This window comes from Salinicoccus kekensis, assembly GCF_900220995.1.
Taxonomy (GTDB): Bacteria; Bacillota; Bacilli; order Staphylococcales; family Salinicoccaceae; genus Lacicoccus; species Lacicoccus kekensis.
Genome location: NZ_OBQF01000006.1, coordinates 151,323 through 168,005 on the forward strand (window position 1 = coordinate 151,323; position 16,683 = coordinate 168,005).

At 49.7% G+C, this 16,683-nt stretch carries 14 protein-coding genes; 4 read left to right on the forward strand and 10 right to left on the reverse strand.

All coding sequences use genetic code 11. From position 1 onward, the window contains the following. Nucleotides 1-2: 2 nt before the first annotated feature. Genes narI through CRN96_RS11650 form a run of 4 tightly spaced genes read right to left on the reverse strand, consistent with a single transcriptional unit; the run spans nt 3 to nt 6,458 of the window. A complete protein-coding gene (gene narI / locus CRN96_RS11635; RefSeq protein WP_097042361.1) occupies nt 3-680 on the reverse strand; it encodes a respiratory nitrate reductase subunit gamma in 678 nt (225 codons plus the stop codon). Beyond that, entirely contained in the window at nt 673-1,251 is a 579-nt protein-coding gene (narJ, locus tag CRN96_RS11640; RefSeq protein WP_097042363.1) for a nitrate reductase molybdenum cofactor assembly chaperone, read from the reverse strand. Before narJ ends, narI begins: the two co-directional genes overlap by 8 nt. Then, nucleotides 1,244-2,797 (reverse strand): nitrate reductase subunit beta, encoded by a 1,554-nt coding sequence (narH, locus tag CRN96_RS11645; RefSeq protein ID WP_097042365.1) that lies wholly within the window; start codon nt 2,795-2,797, stop codon nt 1,244-1,246. The genes narJ and narH overlap by 8 nt, the downstream gene beginning before the upstream one ends. Further along, nucleotides 2,787-6,458 (reverse strand): nitrate reductase subunit alpha, encoded by a 3,672-nt coding sequence (locus CRN96_RS11650; RefSeq protein ID WP_097042368.1) that lies wholly within the window; start codon nt 6,456-6,458, stop codon nt 2,787-2,789. The genes narH and CRN96_RS11650 overlap by 11 nt, the downstream gene beginning before the upstream one ends. A 195-nt stretch (nt 6,459-6,653) precedes the next feature. Between CRN96_RS11650 and CRN96_RS11655 the strand changes: the two genes are divergently transcribed. Both CRN96_RS11655 and pnpS read left to right on the forward strand, forming a co-directional pair. Next, nucleotides 6,654-7,349 carry a response regulator transcription factor gene (locus tag CRN96_RS11655; RefSeq protein ID WP_097042370.1) on the forward strand — a complete coding sequence of 232 codons (696 nt, stop codon included), beginning with the start codon at nt 6,654-6,656 and terminating at the stop codon, nt 7,347-7,349. After that, on the forward strand, nt 7,346-9,121 hold the full coding sequence (gene pnpS, locus CRN96_RS11660; protein ID WP_097042373.1) for a two-component system histidine kinase PnpS: 1,776 nt from the start codon (nt 7,346-7,348) through the stop codon (nt 9,119-9,121). Before CRN96_RS11655 ends, pnpS begins: the two co-directional genes overlap by 4 nt. A gap of 45 nt (nt 9,122-9,166) precedes the next feature. On the opposite strand, the gene CRN96_RS11665 is transcribed toward pnpS, so the two are convergent. Continuing rightward, nucleotides 9,167-9,871: a DUF542 domain-containing protein gene (locus CRN96_RS11665; RefSeq protein WP_097042375.1), complete on the reverse strand. Its 705-nt coding sequence runs from the start codon at nt 9,869-9,871 to the stop codon at nt 9,167-9,169. Between the two features lie 133 nt (nt 9,872-10,004). On the opposite strand from CRN96_RS11665, the gene CRN96_RS11670 reads away from it, so the two are divergent. After that, on the forward strand, nt 10,005-11,015 hold the full coding sequence (locus tag CRN96_RS11670) for a hypothetical protein (protein ID WP_097042377.1): 1,011 nt from the start codon (nt 10,005-10,007) through the stop codon (nt 11,013-11,015). Nucleotides 11,016-11,051: 36 nt separating this feature from the next. Beyond that, nucleotides 11,052-11,642, forward strand: a complete 591-nt coding sequence (locus tag CRN96_RS11675) for an LOG family protein (RefSeq protein ID WP_097042524.1) — start codon at nt 11,052-11,054, stop codon at nt 11,640-11,642. Here CRN96_RS11675 and CRN96_RS11680 read toward each other — a convergent pair. The 5 genes from CRN96_RS11680 to CRN96_RS11700 form a co-directional block, all read right to left on the reverse strand. Continuing rightward, the gene (locus tag CRN96_RS11680; RefSeq protein ID WP_097042379.1) at nt 11,637-12,200 is read right to left on the reverse strand and encodes a GNAT family N-acetyltransferase; all 564 of its coding nucleotides are present in this window, start codon (nt 12,198-12,200) and stop codon (nt 11,637-11,639) included. The genes CRN96_RS11675 and CRN96_RS11680 overlap by 6 nt on opposite strands. A 35-nt stretch (nt 12,201-12,235) precedes the next feature. After that, nucleotides 12,236-12,577, reverse strand: a complete 342-nt coding sequence (locus CRN96_RS11685) for a hypothetical protein (RefSeq protein WP_097042381.1) — start codon at nt 12,575-12,577, stop codon at nt 12,236-12,238. A 28-nt stretch (nt 12,578-12,605) separates the two neighbouring features. Next, nucleotides 12,606-12,845 (reverse strand): hypothetical protein, encoded by a 240-nt coding sequence (locus tag CRN96_RS11690; protein WP_218839936.1) that lies wholly within the window; start codon nt 12,843-12,845, stop codon nt 12,606-12,608. Between the two features lie 140 nt (nt 12,846-12,985). Further along, entirely contained in the window at nt 12,986-14,716 is a 1,731-nt protein-coding gene (locus CRN96_RS11695; protein WP_097042385.1) for a glutathione ABC transporter substrate-binding protein, read from the reverse strand. Nucleotides 14,717-14,871: 155 nt separating this feature from the next. Beyond that, entirely contained in the window at nt 14,872-16,563 is a 1,692-nt protein-coding gene (locus tag CRN96_RS11700) for a glutathione ABC transporter substrate-binding protein (protein WP_097042387.1), read from the reverse strand. Nucleotides 16,564-16,683 lie beyond the last annotated feature (120 nt).

Genomic DNA, 16,683 nt, shown 5'->3' on the forward strand with positions numbered 1-16,683 from the left:
CTTTACTGCTTATGCCTCCGGTATACTATATAACTCCTTCCGACATAGTTGAACGGCAGGCTCCATGCATGCACAAGCCTTGTTGCAGGCCACAGCGCGAAGATCAGGAAGGCGGAAAGTACATGTATCTGGAATGTAAGCGGTACGTCCGTCATCAGTGAGGCATCCGGGGAAAACGTCACAAGCCCCCTGACCCATACTGAAATCGACTGACGGTAATCAAAATCGGTCACGATATTATTTGTGACAAGTGTAGCATAAATACCGATGAAAGTTATGAACAGCAGCAGAAAATTGACCACCATATCTGAAACTGAGCTCAATTTACGGACTGATTTGTTATTGATCCTCCGGAATGTCAGCAGGAACATGCCGACAAACATCACCACCCCGAAAAATCCGCCGACATACACCGCCCCGAGATGATAGATGTGCTCATTGACCCCGATTGCACTCATCCAATGCGCCGGGATGAACAACCCCACTATATGTCCAAAAAAAACCGGTATCACTGCAAAATGGAACAGTATGCTCCCCACCATCAATTGTTTCTTCTCAATGAATTCACTCGATTTTGCCGTCCAGCCGAATTGATCTATCCTGTACCGCCAAATATGTCCAACGATAAAAATTACCACACACAAGTAAGGAAATATCACCCACAGAAATTGATCAAGCATTTTGTTCGCCCTCTTTCATCGACTCATCTACACATGCCTTGAACGTTTCCCGCAATCCCTTGATCAGGTTGAAGTATGGGCTTTTATTACGTTCCAAAGCCTGGATCATATGATATGTACCGTCTTCCAGGACCATGATCAACAAAGTCAGGCTTTCCTCCGCACGCTCGTCCCCCCGCCATTCCGCGGCATAAAGGAACTCAAGCATGAGAGGCAGGTAGTCGCTCAGCTCGTTGTCGGGCATCTTCAGACCGAACATTTCATACAATACCTTCAGTTTGGCCAGCATCTGGCCGCGTTCTTTCTGGTCTTCAAATTTGAAATAAGTCATATACAAATTGGTGTCCCTGTCAAAATCGAAAGTCTGGGTGTAGACCTGCTGAATGTCATCAAGGCTGATGTCATGCATGTCATCCCAGTACTGTTTGATGTAAGGGTAAGCCGGATGGGACGCATCGAACGCCCCATCAAACTCCCTTGGATGAAAATCAATTTTGGTCGGGAAAGTCAGCTGGTTCGAAAAGAACCCGAATGACTTCTTATATTTGTGTAATTCATCCAGATTAATCACGCCAGATTCCCCCATAGAAGTTCTGTTCGTAAATCTCTTTGCCCGTCTGATTGCTCGTCGTTGCAGCCATCACCGGACCGCACCCATCACAATCGTCCCCGCCGAAGCCGTAGCCTGTCGAGCCCTGGGCCCTGTAAGGGTCCGTATACTGCTCCCTGTGGGAAGTCGGTATGACGAAGCGGTCTTCATATTTCGCGATCGCAAGCAGCCGGTACATCATCTTCGTTTCGTTCGCACTCATGCCGACGCGCTCGAGCCTTGATTCGTCAAAGTCCTTGCCGCTTGAGATGGCCCTCATATACTGACGCATCATCGCCATCTTCTGCAGTGCGCCCTTGACCGGTTCAACATCGCCGGCAGTCAGCATATTCGCAAGGTACTGGAGCGGGATCCTCATCTCTTCGATTGCCGGGAATATTGCATCCGGATTCTTGATGGAATCCTTTCCTTCGAAGTAGTTCATGATCGGGCTGAGCGGCGGGCAGTACCATACCATCGGCATCGTCCGGTATTCAGGGTGCAGCGGGAATGCAAGCTTGTATTCGACTGCCAGTTTATAGACCGGCGAGTTCTGTGCCGCTTCGATCCAGTCGTTGGAAATGCCGTCCCGTTCCGCCTGTGCAATCACTTCAGGATCGTTCGGGTCGAGGAACAGGTCAAGCTGTGCTTCGTAGAGATCTTTCTCATTTTCAGTGGCAGCCGCTTCAAGTACGCGGTCGGCGTCATACAGCAGCACGCCGAGGTAACGCATCCTGCCTGTGCACGTCTCTGAACATACAGTCGGAAGGCCTGCTTCTACACGCGGGAAGCAGAATGTGCACTTCTCCGCCTTGTTCGTTTTCCAGTTGAAGTAGACTTTCTTGTAAGGACAGCCTGTCATGCAGTATCTCCAGCCGCGGCATGCCTCCTGGTCTACCAGCACGATGCCGTCCTCATCCCGTTTGTACATTGCACCCGACGGGCAGCTCGCCACACAGCTCGGATTCAGGCAGTGTTCGCAGAGCCTCGGCAGATACATCATGAAGGTCTTTTCAAAGTTGAATTTGATCTCTTCTTCGATCTGCTGGATGTTCGGATCCTGCGGGCCTGTGATATGGCCGCCTGCCAGGTCGTCTTCCCAGTTCGGTCCCCATTCAAGGTCCATCTTCTCGCCTGAGATGACGGAATGTGCCGTCGCAACAGGGCTGTGTTCGCTCTCTTCTTTTGTGATCAGATCCTGGTAGTTGTACGTCCACGGTTCGTAGTATTCCTTCATTTCCGGCATATCCGGGTTGTAGAAGATCTTACCTAGTGCGATTTTGGATAACTTTGTTCCACTCTTCAATTCCAGACGGCCGTTTCTCAGCTTCCAGCCGCCCTTATAGTGCTCCTGGTCCTCCCAGCGTTTCGGGTAGCCGATGCCGGGCTTCGTTTCCACGTTGTTGAACCACATGTACTCTGCACCCGGTCTATTCGTCCAAGTGCTTTTACATGTCACACTGCACGTATGGCAACCGATACATTTGTCCAAGTTCATCACCATTGCAATCTGCGCTTTAATCTTCAAGCCAATTGACCTCCTTCATTTTTCTTACCGCGACGTAAACATCTCTCTGGTTACCGATCGGACCATAATAGTTGAAGCCGTAACTGATCTGGGCATAACCCCCGACCATCTGGGTCGGCTTCATATGGATCCGTGTCGGAGCGTTGTGGCTTCCGCCGCGCGTATCCGTAATTTCAGAGCCGGGCACTTCAATATGCTTATCCTGTGCGTGATACATGAACATCGTGCCTTTCGGCATTCTATGTGAAACGACAGCCCTCGCTGCCACAACACCATTTCTGTTGTAGACCTCCAGCCATTCATTATCTGCTATATCATGCTCTTCTGCGTCCTCATTGGACAGCCAGACCGTCGGTCCGCCCCTGAAGAGCGTGAGCATATGCAGGTTGTCCTGGTATGTCGAATGGATATTCCATTTACCGTGCGGGGTCAGGTACCTGAGGACCAGCGAGTCCACGCCGCCCTTGATCTTCTTGTCCTTCGAGCCGAACACCATCGGCGGCAGTGTCGGTTTGTAGACCGGCAGGCCTTCACCGAACTGCAGGAACATATCGTGGTCGATGTAGAAGGACTGTCGTCCCGTCAGCGTCCTGAAAGGCACATTCCGTTCAACGTTCGTGGTGAAAGGATTGTAACGCCGCCCCTGCTTGTTCGAACCCGGGAAGACGGCTGTCGGGATGACTTCCCTCGGCTGTGCCGTGATATTGTTGAATGTGATCTTTTCATTTTCCCGTGCACTTGAGATATCCCGGAGCACCTGCCCGGTCTGATTTTCAAGGTCCTCATAGGATTTCTGCGACACTTCGCCGTTGGCGCATGATGACACGTGCAGCACGACATCCGCAGCCCGTCTTGCCGTATCCATCCTCGGCAGTCCATCCTTGATCGTGCCGTCGGTATAGACGCCGTTCATCGACTTGAGTTCCTCATGCTGCTCCGTCACATCGAACGACACGCCGTGGGCACCGATCTTGTTCCTGAAGCCGGGACCTGCAGTGATGAATTTATCGTAGACCTCTGTGTAATCCCTTTCGACGATCTTGAATGCCGGCATCGTCTTGCCCGGGATCGCCTCGATTTCACCTTTCGACCAATCCTTGACCAGCCCGAGGGGCTGTGCCATCTCCTGGTTCGTATCATGTGCGAGCGGGGACGTGACCAGGTCCTTATAAATACCCGGCAGCTGCGTTTTGGCCATTTCAGTAAAACCTTTCGCCAGGTCCCGGAATATATTCCAGTCCGATTTCGATTCCCACAGCGGATCCACGGCCGGGTTGAACGGGTGGATGAACGGGTGCATATCCGTACTTGATATGTCGTGCTTTTCATACCACGTCGCCGCAGGTAATACGATATCCGCATAAATCGGTGTCGCCGTCATCCGGAAATCGATGGCGATCATCAAATCCAGCTTCCCTTCCGCTTCCTCGCCCCATTCAATCTCCTCGGGCTTGAAATCTTCATTTGGTGAAGCGAGCAGCCCGCTCTTTGTGCCGAGCAGATGCTTCATGAAATATTCCTGCCCTTTTGCGGATGATGATATGAGGTTCGAACGCCAGACGAAGAGGGTTTTCGGATGGTTTTCAATTGCAGCAGGATCCTCGATCGCAAACTTCGTCTCCTTGCTCTTAAGCTGTTCCACGGCGAGGTCGATCACCGCCTCATCTGAGTCGTCCCCTTTAGCCTTCGCCTCTTCATAAAATGCGAGGCTGCTCTTGTTGAACTGCGGATATGAGGGCAGCCAGCCAAGCCTTGCTGCAAGGACGTTGTAGTCGGCCGGATGTTTGTATTCTATTTCGTCGGCAGTCGGAGACTGAAGCGTATCTGCCCCCGCTTCCTCATACTTCCACTGCTCGGTTGCAAAATAGAACCAGCTCGTCGCATTCTGCTGGCGCGGCGGTGCCTGCCAGTCCTTGGCAAAGGCGACATGTGCCCAGCCTTCATACGGGCGGACTTTCTCCTGTCCGACATAATGTGCCCAGCCGCCGCCGTTTTTGCCGACGCAGCCGCACAGCATCACGAGGTTCAGTATCGACCTGTATATCGTGTCGGAGTTGAACCAGTGGTTGATGCCCGCACCCATGATGATCATTGAACGTCCGTCGGTGTCCACTGCATTTTGTGCGAATTCCCGTGCAATCTGTACGACTACGGACTGCTTCACGGATGTCACTTTCTCCTGCCATGCAGGTGTGTAGACGGAATCAGCATCATCATACCCTTTCGCTTCATGTTCCGAGCCGAAGCGTTTCACCCCGTACTGTGAAAGCATCAGGTCATAGATCGTCGCCGCATATTTCTCGGTGCCGTCCTCAAGCTTCACTTTCTTTGCCATGATCGGCCGGGTGAATGTACTGTTCCCTGCATTGTCAAAGTACGGGAATTCGATGTTGATTTCCTCGCCGCCGAATTTTTCAACCGACATTGCCGGATCGATTTCCGTGCCGTCTTCACGTCTCAGTTCCAGATTCCATTTCTTGCCTTCTTCCCATCTCTGACCCACCGTGCCGTTCGGTGCAGTAAGCTCACCTGTATTCGCATCCAGTATGACGGGCTTCCAATCCGCATTTGCACTGTCCGTTCCGAGGTCGCTCTCCCTCAGGAAACGTCCTGCTTTCAACGTATCCTTGAAATCATCCAGCAAAATCATGAACGGCAGATCGGTGAACCGCTTCGCATAATCGATGAACATCGGCTCCTGCCTCTGATAATAAAACTCATCCAATATGACATGTGTCATCGCCTGTGCAAGTGCTGCGTCCGTCCCCGGATTCGGTGCCAGCCAGTTATCGGCGAACTTGACGTTTTCAGCATAGTCCGGAGCGACGGAGACGATTTTGGTGCCCTTGTATCTCACTTCAGTCATGAAGTGGGCATCCGGCGTACGTGTCAGCGGTACGTTCGAACCCCACATCATCAGGTAATTCGAGTTGTACCAGTCCGCCGATTCGGGGACATCCGTCTGATCCCCCCATATTTGCGGGGACGCGTTAGGCAGATCCGCATACCAGTCGTAAAAACTGAGCATCTCACCGCCAAGCAGAGTGATGAACCTTGAGCCTGCTGCGTAACTCAGCATGCTCATCGCAGGAATCGGCGTGAATCCGGCGATCCTGTCCGGTCCGTATTTTTTGATCGTATAGATCAGCTGGGCTGCGATCAACTGTGTCACATCACGCCAGTTCACCCGGACATGGCCGCCCATGCCGCGTGCCTGCTTGTATGACTTCGCCTTTTCAGGATCCTCGATGATGCTTCCCCATGCCGCGACCGGGTCCTCCAGCTCCTGCAGTGCCTCCTGCCACAATCGCCACAGCTTCCCCCGCATATAAGGGAACTTGATGCGCATCGGGCTGTATTCGTACCATGAGAATGAGGCACCGCGCGGACACCCTCTCGGCTCGTATTCAGGCATGTCGGGCCCGCACGATGGATAGTCGGTCTGCTGATTCTCCCATGTGATGATGCCATTCTTCACAAATACCTTCCACGAACATGAGCCTGTGCAGTTCACGCCGTGGGTCGTCCTGACCACTTTGTCGTGACTCCATCTCTGACGGTACATTTTTTCCCATTCCCGGCTCTTCTCTTCCAATATTGACCAGTTGCCGTTAAACTTTTCAGTCGGTTTAAAGAAATGAAGACCAAAGAGTTTGTCCATTAGCGCTCTCCTCCAAATACAATTCTCTCAAGATACTTACATTATCTGTTTTTATTGCCCGGAATAACATTAGGGAAAGTCCTAATCATTTACCGATTAGATTGTTAAGGAAATGTAAAGAATGCCGAACGGAGGCCCCGATGTGGTAAAATATAAGCGTTATATGGATGCACAAATTTGAAAGGAGCCGCTGATATGCGCACAATTCTTGTTGTCGATGATGAACCATCCATCGTAACTTTACTTAAATTTAATCTTGAACAGGCGGGTTACAACGTCTTGACTGCAGAGGACGGTCGGACGGGGCTGGATACCGCCATGAATGAAAAACCGGATCTCATGGTGCTGGATCTGATGCTCCCCGGGATGGACGGCATGGATGTATGCAAGACGCTGCGCCAGGAGAAGGTGAACCTGCCCATCCTCATGTTGACGGCAAAGGATGATGAATTCGATAAGATACTCGGGCTGGAGCTCGGTGCGGATGACTATCTGACGAAGCCGTTCAGCCCGCGTGAGGTGGTCGCCAGGGTGAAGGCCATTCTGAGGCGCTCGCAGAGCGAGGATGCCGAACAGTCGGAGCAGATTCTGAAAATCGGCGACCTGGAGATCCACCTCGACCGTTATGATGTTTATTTCAAGGACCGTCAGCTCGTCCTGACGCCGAAAGAGTTCGAACTGCTCCTCTATCTCGCAAACCACAGGGGCAAAGTGCTCAGCAGGGATCAGCTGTTGAACGGCGTATGGGATTTCCAGTATGACGGTGATACACGGATCGTCGATGTACATATCAGCCACCTCAGGGAAAAAATCGAGGAGGATACAAAAAAACCGGTGTACATCAGAACGATCCGCGGGTTCGGCTACAAGCTGGAAGGACCTGCTGAATGAATCGGTTGTGGTTCCGGATCACGGTATCCTTCTCTTTACTGACATTCACCCTGCTGGTCTTTCTATGGTTCTTCGTCGCCAGCGTCAGTGAAAATGCATTTAAGCAGATGACGGGTGAACACCTTTATGAAAACGCGCAGCTGGTGGCCCAGCTCATCGAGACGAGTGACCTTGAAGGCGGCTCGGAAGACCTGCAGGAAAGAATAGCCCTGTTCAGGGAGCCCGTCAGCATGCGTTTCACGATCATAGGCACCGATGGTGAAGTGCTTGCGGATTCAGAGAACGCACCCGGCACGATGGAAAACCACGGTGAAAGGCCGGAAGTGCAGGAAGTCCTGGAGGAAAACCAGGAATTCGGCGAATCCATACGGTTCAGCGAAACCGAGGAGACCGAGATGATGTATGTCGCAAGTCCGATCTATAACGCTGAAGGTATAATCAACGGCATCATCAGGACGTCATACCCACTCCACAACATTGAAGACACGATGGTCGTATTCTGGCGCGGGCTCGCAGTATTCCTCGCCATCATCCTGCTGATTGCAGCGGTTGCGGCAAGCATACTTGCACGGAGCATCACAAGGCCCGTCAGTGATATCATCGGTGTCACGAAGCGGCTGAGCGGCAAGGATTACAGCAGCCGTGTCCATACCAAAGTCTCGGGGGAGATTGGCGAACTCGCCGCTTCGGTCAACGACCTCGCGACGAACCTGCAGAATCAGATGCGTGCCCTCCATGAAAATGAGCAGCAATTATCCACCATACTTTCCAACATGGTGAGCGGGGTCATGCTCATCAACCAGGAAGGCAGGATATTGATGATCAACTCTGCCATGGAAAAATTCCTCGGCCAGCACAACCAGTACATCGTCGGGCACGATTACAGGGATGTGGAAGACAACCTCGGACTGCGTGAAGGCATCGCCGCCGTTTTCAGGGAAAATGAAAAGCTCCAAAAAGAAATCACTGCAGGCGAGATGACCAAAAAGGTCTTCGATGCACATTTCGGGCCGTACTACGGCAATGGATGGAAGCAGAGGGGCGTCATCATCGTGCTACACGACATCACAGACATCAAGCGACTTGAAAATATGAGGAGTGACTTTGTGGCGAACGTCTCTCACGAACTCAAGACGCCGATCACCTCCGTAAAAGGGTTTTCAGAGACACTGCTCAGCGGCGAAGTTACAGATGAAGAGACGAGACGGTCCTTCCTGCAGATCATCTATGATGAAAGTGAACGCATCGACCGCCTCATCCGTGACCTGCTTCATCTCTCTCGCATCGAGAATAAGGTCTCTCCCCTGAATGTCCAGGATGTCGACCTTGTGAAGCTGATCCATACGATCACCAATACGATGACGAAAGCCATATCGGAAAAGAACCTTGAAGTCACCCTTCCACCTTCAACGGAGACAGTGACCATCGAAGGAGATCCGGACCGCCTGAACCAGATTCTGCTGAATCTGATTGCGAACGCGATCACTTACACGGGGGAAGGCGGCAGCATCCGGGTTTCTATTGAAATCACTTCTTCGAATGTCAGGATCTCAGTCAGTGATACGGGAATCGGCATACCCGAAGAATACATTCCGAGGGTGTTCGAACGGTTTTACAGGGTGGACAAGGCACGCTCCAGAAACTCCGGCGGCACCGGTCTCGGACTTGCCATAGTCAAGCACCTTGTCGAATCACACAAAGGGAAGATAGAACTGGACAGCGTGGAAGGCGAAGGCACGACATTCACCGTGATATTCCCGCTCGTACAATGAAAAGACCCCTGCACGTGAAAAATCACGTGCAGGGGTCTTATAATCTTAAAAAGTGGAACTCCGCTGCTCATATACAGCATCGAACAGCAGATCGCCTTCAAGGAACAGGTGGTTGAATGTATCCTTTTCCAGCTTTTCCAGCCGTTGGAGGACCAGCCTCATCTCTCCGGTCGCACCGGCCTCAGGCGTGTAATCATTCGTCAGTGCCCGCATTTCATAAAAGTATTGGGCCAGGGATTCATGTTCTCCCTTCAGGGTGGTCAAATAAGGCTTGAGCGCCTCAAGGAGGTGGGGATTCGGATTCTCCAGATAATTCTCAAGCATTTTAAAGGCGGTCCGCTCCTCATTTTCGATGTGTTCAAGGATATCGTCTTTCATCCTTTTAAAGAGCGTTTCGGCTTCTTCGAGTTCGGGCCGCTCTTTCTTATGCTGTTTGACCGCCTTTTCCATATACTCTTCAAGTACGGGCAGCTCATCTTTCAAATCTTCATGGTATTTTCTCTGTATATATTTCAATATGCTTTGCTCGTCCATATATTTGATGTCTATACCGTCTTCATTGACCGTTTCCATCTCATTGATCTCATACAGCAGATTTTCTTCATCGAATCCTTTTTCCACTGCAGTATCTGCCAATGTTTTATCACCGTTATTGACGAAGTCCACCCTTAGTTCCCGGAAGATATCTCCGGAGCGTGGCACTTCCTTCACAATTTCCTTTAAAGTCATATCGGATGTAATTGTCTTCATAAAAAGGCGCCTCCTTGTCTGGTTACTAGTATTATTGCCATATATATAAATTTGAAACCTATTATATACAGTTTAGTGAAAGTTGACTGAGGGTATTATATAATTATTAATAAAAAGCCATGGAGGTCCACTCATGAATAAGAATATTAAAACATTGCTCAATGTTCTTCCCATCATATTAGTGCCGCTGTTCACCGAAAGGAACCGGATAAAGGAACATCCCGAAATGGAGAAGCTCGGACACTTTTCAAGCACAGCCTACCATAATGTCAAAGATAAGGGTGAAGGCGTATACCACTCGGTCAAAGACACAGGCACGACCATCTACCATACAGGCAAATCCGCTGCGGATACCGTCGGCAGCAAAATCAGCGACAAAAAGCAGGAACGTGCCTATCAAAAGGATATAAAATCCTACCAGCGGAGTATCAAAAAAGAAGATAAACTTCTTGTGCAATTTGAAAAGGACAAGGAGAAGCACCGCCAAAAAAGGCTGCAGGGAAATTTCACAAAGGATACCATCGTACCTAAAATCATGCAGTCCGATAATGAGATGTCGAATGAAGACAAAATTGCAGGCATGACTGTGAGCTCCGCAGTGATTGCCGGGAAACCGGACACGGATACAGAGGATCAGGCGGCAGCGGGTACGAACCGGGAAAACCAGGACATCGCAAAGTCATATGAAGAAGATATATCGATGAGCCGGGTATCTTTGACACAAGATGACGAAAAACGCCTGGAAATCGATATTCAGGACACGGCTGACGAAAAAGATGATAGAATGGACAATAAGACTGAACAATCCATATATGAGGAGAATGACATGACGACCGATGTGCAGCAGTTATATTTCGACAAAGTGAAAGACCACGAAGAAAACATCAATGATTTCAATCCCGGTGAATTGTTCAAAAGACACCATGAAAAACTGGATCCGACGGTCAGCTATGACGGAACGGGCGCCAAAGGAAAGACCGGATCAACCATCAGTGAAGATTCACTGTTCGGTCAGCATCGTGCGGCAGCCGAAGACCACTATACTGCCGGCGGCCGTAAAACCGGCATAAGGAACAGCGCGGGCAAAAGCAGGAAACAACGGAAGCTTGAAAAAAAGCTCAATAAAAAGAAGAGCAGGTTTTAAACTAACAGATTGGATTGCGGGTGAAGCACAGTGGACATAAAAAGAATAACTGTATTTTGCGGTGCAACATCAGGCAGACTGCCTAAGTTCGAAGAAGCCGCGTACAAGCTCGGAAAAGATATCGCTGAAGCCGGTTACGAACTGGTTTACGGCGGAGGTTCGGCAGGGATGATGGGAGCCGTTGCAAATGGCACGGTCGATGCCGGCGGCAAAGTGATCGGCGTCATCCCCCGTTTCCTTGTGGAACGCGAGATGGCCCACGAAAAAGTCCAGACATTGGAAGTCGTTCAGACGATGCACGAGAGGAAAGCCAGGATGGACGAACTCGGCGATGCCACCATCACACTTCCGGGCGGTGCAGGCACCCTGGAAGAGTTTTTTGAGATGTATACATGGGGACAGATCGGCCTCCATCAAAAGCCTCTTGGCCTCATCAACACGAACAATTATTTTGATGATTTGATGGCCATGTTCGATAAGATGATTTCCGAAGAATTCCTGGAGGAAAGATACATGAATCAGCTGTTCATCGGTGAAGACCTGGAGTCCCTCGTCGCCCAGTTCGAGAACTTCAAGCCTCTGCCTGTAAGGACCTATAAAGACCTGCAAAAAGGGCATCGCTCATAATTTAAAGCGATGCCTCTTTTTTATGTCCATCTTATAAACGACATGGGTCTTGAGAGAATGGCCGTCGATGATTGATGGATGCTCAAAAGTGTATACTTTTTTCATACCCAGTTTCAGCATGATGTTGATCGATGGGTAATTGATGCCTGCAGTATATGCATAAATTTCCTTGATGTCCGTATTGCGCTCTGCAAACTTCACGACCCCCCTCGCGGCTTCCGTCGCAAACCCTTGGTTCCAGTGCCGTTTCGCCAGGCGCCACCCAATCTCGATAGAGGGCAGAAAATGCAGCCGCAAAGGGCCGTCCTCTTCCCAAACCTGGATGCCGGTAAATCCGATGAACTCTTTTGTATCCCTGCGCTCCACAGCAAACAAACCGAAGCCCCTCGCATCGATATCGCGCTGGGCGTTCAGTATGAATTCCCTGGATTCTTCCGGGGTGGCAGTATTCGGAAAATAACGGCGAACATCCTCGTCCATATTCAACGCGATGAACTCCGGTATATCACTCTCTTTCCAATCCCTTAAAATCAGCCGCTTCGTTTTAATATATTTCATATCAACCCTCTATTGTGTTCATTCTTATCTTAAGGTCATCCGCTGACATGTTCACTTTCATTGTCCATCGGCGCTTCCTGTCTGATATAGCTGACGAGGCGGACTTTCAATTCCTCTTTATCAAAATCATAAACTTCGATATTCTCTTTTTTTTCAGTTGTGGCGACGACATCAACAAAATCGGGCAGGTCTTCCAAATTGAATTTTATGGTGAATGTCTCGAAGTCCTGCTCCGGGCTCGGCTTTTGTGCAACGACCCTCTTCTTCACTCCTGTCAGGTCCGTCACTTTCGACCCGACGATCTCTTCAATTTCTTTTCCAAGCTGATCGATTGTAAATGTTTCGCCTTCTATCAATGAAAATTTCTTTTCATGCATATCGTCATTCTCCTTTCAGATTAACAGTCTATTCATCTTCCGGTGCCGCGTCGGATTCTTCTTCATCCTCATAGCTGTCGTCTGAATCACCCGAGAGCACTTCTTCAAGTTCTCTTTCCTTGTTCGTGATATCACTTTCAACCGCTTCGTTTTCACTCCGCACCTGTTGTATCTCGCTCTGAAGTTCACCGATATCCTCATTCACTTTTTCGAGATCTTTTTCCGCCTGTGTCGGCTCATTGCTGCATGCTGCTAAAAATACCGTCATAACGATTGCCAAAGCTGCTCTTTTCAATACAGACTCCCCTTTTTACCAATGCTGTCATTATAGCATTTTTGACGGGATTATTCTTTATGCAAACAAAAAATATAGGTGATGCCTTCGACATCACCTATACCTCTTTTTCATTATTCTGAAACAGTAGTCTCCCTGAGCTGATAGATGCCGAGCGCATCGATCTCAAAGTTCTCAACGTTCGAGTTGATTCCTGTAACAAAGTCCTGATGGTGGATGTAAATCATCGGTGCGATGTCCACAAGACCTTCCTGAAGTTCGCTGTAGATTTCCTCACGGGCTTCAGGATCTGTTTCGGTACGTCCTGCTTCGAGCAGCTCATCCACATTGTCGTTCGACAGGAATGAACGGTTGCCCGGATCGCCGTGCATTGTTGAATGCAGGAGTGGATACATGCCGTAATCCGCATCACCCGTCACTGTCGACCAGCCAAGCACGAACATATCATGGTCGCCGTTCGCTGTAGTTTCCAGATACGCACCCCACTCGAGCTGTTGTACAGAAACATTGATATTGAGTTCTGCAAGTGCTTCCTGCATATAGACAGCAGTGTCTATACGCTGCGGCTGGTCATTCGTAAGGATTTCAATATCAAACCCATCTTCATGACCTGCTTCCGCCATCAGTTCCTGTGCACGTTCGAGGTCGTAAGTGATACCTTCGACACTGTCATCGTACCCGAAAACGCCCGGGGCAAGCGGTCCTTCTGCAGGTGTTCCGACACCCTCATAAATACCCTCGATGATCGCTTCGCGGTCGATGGCATATGAGATCGCCTGACGCACCAATGGATCATCCAATGGCTCCTGTTCCACGTTGAAGCCGACATATGACAAGCCGAGTGACGGTGTTAAATCGACTTCGGTCGAATCATGGGATTCGATGCGGTCGATGTTCGTCGGTTCTGCACCGCCTGCAATGTGGCTTGAGCCCGTCTCGATTTCAGCAAGACGTGCGCCTGTTTCCGGTACGACTTTGAACGTCACCGTATCAAGCTGTGCCGCATTCTCATCGTCATGATACTCTGCGTAGTTCGCAAGCACGACATTTTCACCTGCAGCACGTGATTCGAATTCAAACGGTCCTGTGCCTACAGGATTGTCGGCAATATGGTTGCCGACTTCGTCGGTGATTGCATCTGCAACTTCCTCATGTGACTCTCCGCCTTCTTCACGGAGTTCGTAATACTCTTCAACCGACATCTCTTCACCCGCTTCAGACAGCGCAGCTTCGTAGTCAGCATCAATCACTTCTTTGCTGATCATGCCGCCTGCATCATGCGCAAGGTGTGCAAGGATCGGTGCAAACGGGTATTCCAGGTTGATATGGACCGTGTAGTCATCGACTACGTCCACCCCGGTCACCATTTCATATAAGAACATACGTGGGGATGCGACCGCCGGGTCGAGTAAGCGTTCCAGGTTCGCTTCCACCACTTCTGCATTAAACTCTGTTCCGTCATGGAAAGTCACGCCTTCTTTCAAAGTGAACTCCCATGTCGTATCATCCACTTCTGTCCATTCTGTTGCCAGTCGCGGCTGGACTTCCATGTTCTCATCCAAGTATGTAAGTGATTCATACATGTTGTTACGCACGTTACTTGAAGGAACATCGTTGTTTCCGTGTGGATCGAGACTCACGATATCCGATGCTTCCGAAATGACAAGGTCTCCACCGCCGGATGCTTCACCTGAAGCGTCTTCAGTGCTTTCCCCGTTCTCGGTTGTCGCGTCATCTCCGTTCTCCGCCGCAGGATCGACATCACTGTCATCCGCACAGGCGACCAGTACTACGGAAAGAACTGCAACCATTGCCATCATCAGCAATAATCTGAAATTCTTCATACATTTACCTCCTATTATTAAAATTAAATGAAATTCCTGACCTTTTTTTAATATACCTTAACTCTTTTTTAATTTCAATGAAGCTTTTGAAATATCTTACAATTATGAGAAATCACAAACAAAAAAAGGAGGAATATTCCTCCTTTTAAATAATATTATTCATTCAATGTAACTTCTCTGAAGTCAAAAATGTTGTAACTGTCGATATAAATGCCTTCCACATTGTTGTGGTATGCATTCAGGTTTTCACCGTGACGGACGAAAATTGCCGGTGCTTCATCGACCAGTATCTGCTGGGCCTCTTCATAAATCTGCTGGCGTTCATCATCATCTGTAACCTGTGCACCTTCATCAAGCAGTGCATCCAGCTCATCGTTGGCAAAGAAGGACCTGTTTCCTGTATCGCCCATATTATCTGAATGGAATAACGGTGCGATGCCGTTGTCCGGGTCACCTGTCGAGTTCGACCAGCCAAGGATGAACATATCATGTTCCCCGTTTGCCGTAGCATCGAGGTATGCACCCCATTCAACCTGCTCGACATTGACATTGATGTTGAGGTCGCCAAGTGATTCCTGCAGGAATACGGCCATATCCACACGTTCAGGGTTATCATCGTTCACCATCAGGTTGATGTCGAAACCGTCCCCGTGTCCTGCTTCTTCCAGTAACTCCTGTGCCCTGTCCGGATCATATTCGAGTCCTTCGAGATCTTCGGAATGTCCCAGTATACCAGGAGCAAGCGGTGCCACTGCAGGTTCGCCTGAATCATTGTACACTCCGGATAATACAGCTTCCTTATCGAATGCATGCGTAATCGCCTGACGGACGAGTGGATCATCAAGCGGTTCACTCTCCACATTGAAACCGATATAGTCGATTGAGACCGATTCATTGCGGTCGAGTGTCACGTCGTCATTGCCTTCCACCCGGTCGATGTTGCTCGACTGTACTGCAAGAATGAAGTCCGATGATCCCGTTTCAAGTTCGGCAATGCGCGATCCCGTCTCTGACACCACTTTATAAGTGACGGAGTCTATCGTTGCCGGACCGTCCCGGTAGTCTTCATATTTGGTGAGTACGGTGTTTTCACCCGGGTTCCTGGATTCGAACTGCATATAGTTCGTACCGACAGGCTCCTGTTCTATCAGGGTGCTGACGTCCCCTGCAATGGCGTTCGCCACTTCCGCGTGTGCATCTCCGCCTTCTTCCCGGAGTTCATAATATTCCTCGACGGACATATCCTCCTCCGCTTCGGACAATGCATTCTCATAGTCCGCATCGATCAGATCCTTACTGACCAGCTTGCCGGCACCATGTGACAGGTTGTTCAGCAGCGGTGAATAAGGATACTCGAGCTCCAGCTGGACCGTGTAATCATCCACCACATTCACGTTTTCAACCATCTCCAGAAGGAAAGCCCTCGGGGAGGCTACAGCAGGGTCGAGTAAACGGTCGAAGTTCGCTTTGACGACTTCTGCATTGAATTCGCTGCCGTCATGGAAGACGACGCCTTCCTTCAACGTGAACTCCATCGTCGTCTCATCTACTTCTTCCCATTCTTCTGCAAGCAGCGGTACGATTTCAAAATTTTCATCCTGTGTGACCAGGCCTTCATATATCTCATCCCGTACCTGTTCAGACGGCACATCGTTGCTGCCGTGCGGGTCCATTGAGACCGCGTCACTCGGAATCGCAATCGTCAGATCGCCGCCGGCGGCTGTTTCTGTCTGATCGTCAGAAGCATCCCCTTCCGCCGCTTCCTCATCGACGCTGTCGTCATCAGTACATGCTGCAAGTACAAGCACCATTATACTGACTAAAAATAATTTCCAAAAGCTCTTCATTCCCCATCCCCCATTTCTCTAAGTTATTAACATAATACTTCATTCTGTGAATTCAATCAATATGAATTTTCTGAAAAGATAAATGTGTATCAAATATAGATTCATGTAACCCAATGGTTA

Excerpts from the sequence above, each read along its gene's own strand:
- CRN96_RS11685 (WP_097042381.1), bottom strand. The coding sequence starts at position 12,577 with ATGCATGAAAAGAAATTTTCATTGATAGAAGGCGAAACATTTACAATC.
- CRN96_RS11650 (WP_097042368.1), bottom strand. The coding sequence starts at position 6,458 with ATGGACAAACTCTTTGGTCTTCATTTCTTTAAACCGACTGAAAAGTTT.
- pnpS (WP_097042373.1), top strand. The coding sequence starts at position 7,346 with ATGAATCGGTTGTGGTTCCGGATCACGGTATCCTTCTCTTTACTGACA.
- CRN96_RS11665 (WP_097042375.1), bottom strand. The coding sequence starts at position 9,871 with ATGAAGACAATTACATCCGATATGACTTTAAAGGAAATTGTGAAGGAA.
- narI (WP_097042361.1), bottom strand. The coding sequence starts at position 680 with ATGCTTGATCAATTTCTGTGGGTGATATTTCCTTACTTGTGTGTGGTA.
- CRN96_RS11700 (WP_097042387.1), bottom strand. The coding sequence starts at position 16,563 with ATGAAGAGCTTTTGGAAATTATTTTTAGTCAGTATAATGGTGCTTGTA.
- CRN96_RS11680 (WP_097042379.1), bottom strand. The coding sequence starts at position 12,200 with ATGAAATATATTAAAACGAAGCGGCTGATTTTAAGGGATTGGAAAGAG.
- CRN96_RS11695 (WP_097042385.1), bottom strand. The coding sequence starts at position 14,716 with ATGAAGAATTTCAGATTATTGCTGATGATGGCAATGGTTGCAGTTCTT.
- CRN96_RS11690 (WP_218839936.1), bottom strand. The coding sequence starts at position 12,845 with ATGACGGTATTTTTAGCAGCATGCAGCAATGAGCCGACACAGGCGGAA.
- CRN96_RS11655 (WP_097042370.1), top strand. The coding sequence starts at position 6,654 with ATGCGCACAATTCTTGTTGTCGATGATGAACCATCCATCGTAACTTTA.
- CRN96_RS11670 (WP_097042377.1), top strand. The coding sequence starts at position 10,005 with ATGAATAAGAATATTAAAACATTGCTCAATGTTCTTCCCATCATATTA.